Genomic DNA, 4,031 nt, shown 5'->3' with positions numbered 1-4,031 from the left:
ATGCTCACCGCGGCCGGGGCACGCGGCGTCACCCCGGCCCAGGCGGCCGAGGGCGTGCTGCGGCAGCGTCACGCGGCCGAGCGCGCGGAGGGCGGCCCGACGGCCGCCCAGGTCGTCGGCGGCCTCTCGGAGGCCGCCGAGTGCGGGCTCCCCGCCCTGGCCGACGAACGGCTGACGGAGCTGGCGGGCGTACTCCCCGCGAGCGGCACCCTTCCCGAACTCCTCGCCGGGCTCGACCTGCTGGACCGCATCGACGCCGGACACCTGCCGGGCGTGGCCCCGCCCGACGACCCTCCGACCCCTGCCCCTACCCCGGCCCCCGCGCCGGCCCCGGTTCCCACCTCGGTTCCCACCTCGGCCCCGGCCCCGGACACCACCGCTGCCGCCCGCACCGCCCGCACCGCGCACGCGGCCGAACTGCTGACGTCGGCGGCGGTCCGACAGGTCGACGGCCTGACCGGCTCCGAGGACCCCGAGGACGCCCGGGCGCTGCTCGAACTGGCCCAGCGCGCCGACCGGGTGGGCGGCATCCGGCTCACCGACGCCCTCACCCGGCTGGCCGCCGACGGCACGCCGTTGATCGCCGCAGCCGCCGGAGCGGTCAGGGTGCTCACCGGCCACGAAGAGGCCGGGACCTTCGGGGGGCGCGTCGCCTCCTGGGTGGACGGAGCCGTGGACAGCACCTCCCGGGCCGCGCTCACCGCCCGCCTCACCGGCGTCCTGACGGTGGCAGGCCCGCTCCTGACCGTCGGCGCCGACGCCCTGGACCCGTTGCTGCACCGGGTCGTCGAGCTGGACGACACCGCGTTCCTGGCCCGGCTGCCCGCACTGCGCGGGGGGTTCGACACCCTGAGCCCGGCCGCCCGGGACCGGCTGCTCGACACCGTCGAGGAGCGGCTTGGCGAACGGGTGGACACCCTCGACGCGGACGACCCCGCCGAGCTGGCCCGCCGGACAGCCGCCGACCTCGCGGCCCGCGAACTCCTGACCGGCCTCGGCCTGCCCGTCCCGCCACCCGCGCACGACGACCGGTTCGCGCCGCTCTCCGGCCACCCCGCCGCACCACACCCCACCGTCACATCCGCCACCCCACCTTCCACCGAGGAGGCCCCCGCGCCCACCCTCGCGCCCGCCGACCGGTGGCGGCTCGTGCTCGGCCGGCGTCCCGACCGACTGCCGTCCGGCGCCGCCCGCCTGGCGACCGCGCTGGACGAGCTCTACGGCGCGGGACACGGCGAGGGATCCCGTGGCGGCCTGCCCGGTCAGGGTGGCGGCTCCGGACGGCGCGGCGGCCGGGAAGCGTCCTTCCCCGGCGTCCGCGAGTGGTCGGAGGAACTGGCCGCGCTGTTCGGCCCCGGCATCCGCGAGGAGGTCCTCGCCGCCGCAGCCGGGACAGGCCGCCGGGACGTCCTCGCCGAACTCGACCCGGCCGCAACCACCCCCTCCGTAGAACTGCTCCGAACGGTCCTGCGGTACGCCGGTGGCCTCCCCGAAGCCCGCCTCGCGGCGCTCCGTCCCCTGGTCCGCCACCTGGTCGACGAACTGACCCGGCAGCTCGCCACCCGGCTGCGACCCGCCCTCACCGGCACGATGTCGGCCCGGCCCACCCGCCGCCCCGGCGGCCGGCTGGACCTGCCGCGCACGCTCCGCGCCAACCTCGCCACCGCCCGCCGGACGGCCGACGGAACGGTCCGGGTGATCCCCGAGAAGCCGGTGTTCCGCAGTCGCGCCCGCCGGTCGGCCGACTGGCGCCTGATCCTGGTCACCGACGTCTCCGGATCCATGGAGGCATCCACGATCTGGTCCGCGCTGACCGCCTCCGTGCTCGCCGGGGTGCCGACCCTGAGCACCCACTTCCTGGCCTTCTCCACGGAGGTCGTCGACCTCACCGGCCATGTGCACGATCCCCTCTCCCTCCTGCTGGAGGTGAGCGTGGGCGGGGGCACGCACATCGCCGCCGGGCTGCGGCACGCCCGCAGTCTGATCACGGTGCCCACCCGCACCCTCGTCGTCGTCATCAGCGACTTCGAGGAGGGCGCACCGCTCGGCGGACTGCTGGCCGAGGTGCGGGCCCTGGTGACCACCGGCTGCCACGTCCTCGGGTGCGCGAGCCTCGACGACGCCGGCCGGCCCCGCTACTCGACGGGCGTCGCCGGGCAGCTCGTGGCCGCAGGCATGCCCGTGGCGGCCCTCAGTCCGCTCGAACTGGCCCGCTGGATAGGGGAGAAGACCGCATGACCACCGCCCAGTTGCCACCCGTCGCGCCGGAGGTCACGGCCACACTGGTGGAGAATCTCTCGCCCCGGCTGCGCAAGCGGCTGGACGCGGCAGTCACCAAGCTCGCCGCCCGCCCGGCGCACCGCGACGGGGACACGGTGACGATCGCGGTCGACGACGAGAGCGAGTTGCGACTGCACGCCCCGGGCGGCGTGGTGGCGACGGCGGACGCCATCACCTGCGGTTGCCTCCTCGCCCCGGCATGCGTCCACCGCGCAGCCGCCGCCTGCGCCGCCCCCACGGCGGACCCGGCGCGCGAGCCCGCCGACCGGCCCACCCGGGCGGTCCCCGAACCCACCTCGGCGACGGACCCCGCCCCCGCCCCCGAAGCTGCCTCCTCGCCCGAGGCGGCGAGCCCGGCCGAGCGTGCCGCGGCCGACGCCCTGTGGTCGGCGGGCGCCGCCGTGCTGGAGGCCGGCGTCGACGGGGCCGGCGCCGTCACCCAGTCGGCCCTCCTGCGCGCCGCGCACACCGCCCGGCTCCGGCACCTGCCGCGTGCCGCGGGCGCCGCGCTGTCCGTCGTCACACTGCTGCGCGCGGCCCGCGCCGGGGACCCGTCCTACCGCACCGCCGACCTCGTCACGGCCCTGGCCGAACTCCTGGGCACCGCACACCGGGTGGGGTCGGCCACCGGGGCGGAGCTGGCCGCCGTCAGAGGCCGCGCGCGCCGCCCGTACAGCCCGGACGGCTCGCTGCGTCTGTACGGCCTGTTCACCGAACCTGTGGTCACCGACTCCGGGCACGCCGGCGCCCGCACCTGGGTCGCCGGATCCGACGGCCGCCTCTGCTCGGTCGGCGACGTGGCACCCGGCGGCGTCGCGCGCGCCCTGGGCGTGGCCGACCGGGCCGTACGCCTGGGGGACAGCGCGCTCACCCATCGGGAGCTGGGCCGGGCAGGCCTGGCGGTCTCGGGGGCGACGGTCTCGCCGGACGGCAGACTGGGCGCGGGGAAGGGCGTCAAGGCCGTGACCGCCCGGGGCGCGGCGTGGACGGAGCAGCCGCTCGCCGCCCTGTGGGAGACGCCGCCGTCCGAACAGGCCGCCCGCGCCCTGCGGTTCACCTCCCGCTACGCGCACCCGGACGGCGGAGCCGGCGACCTGCTCTTCCTGGACGTCGAACTCCTCGGCGCCGTGCGGGAGTCGGGCGGCACCTGCCTGCTCGCGCTGTGTCAGGGGAGCATTCCCGTCCGGCTCACCGTCGCCGACGACGACCCGGCGCTGGCCCACCGCGACAACCTGATGCTGTTGGCCACGGCGCCGGGCACCCGGCTGAGGATCATCGGCCGTCTGGTGCCCGCCCTCCACCCCCGGCTCACCCTCCTCGCCTGCTCGCACCCCACCGGCGAGGGCACGATCGACCTCGGCCTCGACCGCCTGCGCCGCGCCGACCTCCCTGACCCGACGGCCCCCGTGCACCCCGCCCCGCCCCCGCCGGGAGCGTCCGGCGGGAACGCGCCGCTGTACCTCCTGGAGCGCCGGGTCGAACAGACGGTCCTGGCGGGCCGTGCCACCCTCGGCATGCTCGGCGACGTCACCGCCGAGAGCCGCCGCATCCGCCGCGCGGGCCTTCCGACGGCCGCCGGACTGCTCACCGCCCTGTGCGCCTCGGCGGCCCCACGCGATCGCGACGTCTTCGGCCGCCTCCTCCCTGCCGACACCGACGGCTTCGCCACCTCCTGGCTCACCGCCGCCCGTTACACGGCCGCCGTGGCCGAGTCCCTGTGCGCGACAGCCTGGGAACCGACGCAGTAGGGC

At 77.5% G+C, this 4,031-nt stretch carries 2 protein-coding genes; both read left to right on the top strand.

Translation table 11 applies throughout. The annotated features are described in order from the left end of the window. The coding region (locus ACWGIG_RS37545; RefSeq protein ID WP_453326207.1) for a DUF5682 family protein at window positions 1-2,238 on the top strand (2,238 nt) is incomplete at its 5' end. Next, window positions 2,235-4,028: a hypothetical protein gene (locus ACWGIG_RS37540; RefSeq protein ID WP_453326206.1), complete on the top strand. Its 1,794-nt coding sequence runs from the start codon at window positions 2,235-2,237 to the stop codon at window positions 4,026-4,028. The genes ACWGIG_RS37545 and ACWGIG_RS37540, both read left to right, overlap by 4 nt. Window positions 4,029-4,031: the final 3 nt, after the last annotated feature.

The organism is Streptomyces sp. NPDC054863, from assembly GCF_053610825.1.
Note: the sequence above shows the minus strand (reverse complement) of the source record. Positions and strands in the feature narration are given on the sequence as shown.

Excerpts from the sequence above, each read along its gene's own strand:
- ACWGIG_RS37540 (WP_453326206.1), top strand. The coding sequence starts at position 2,235 with ATGACCACCGCCCAGTTGCCACCCGTCGCGCCGGAGGTCACGGCCACA.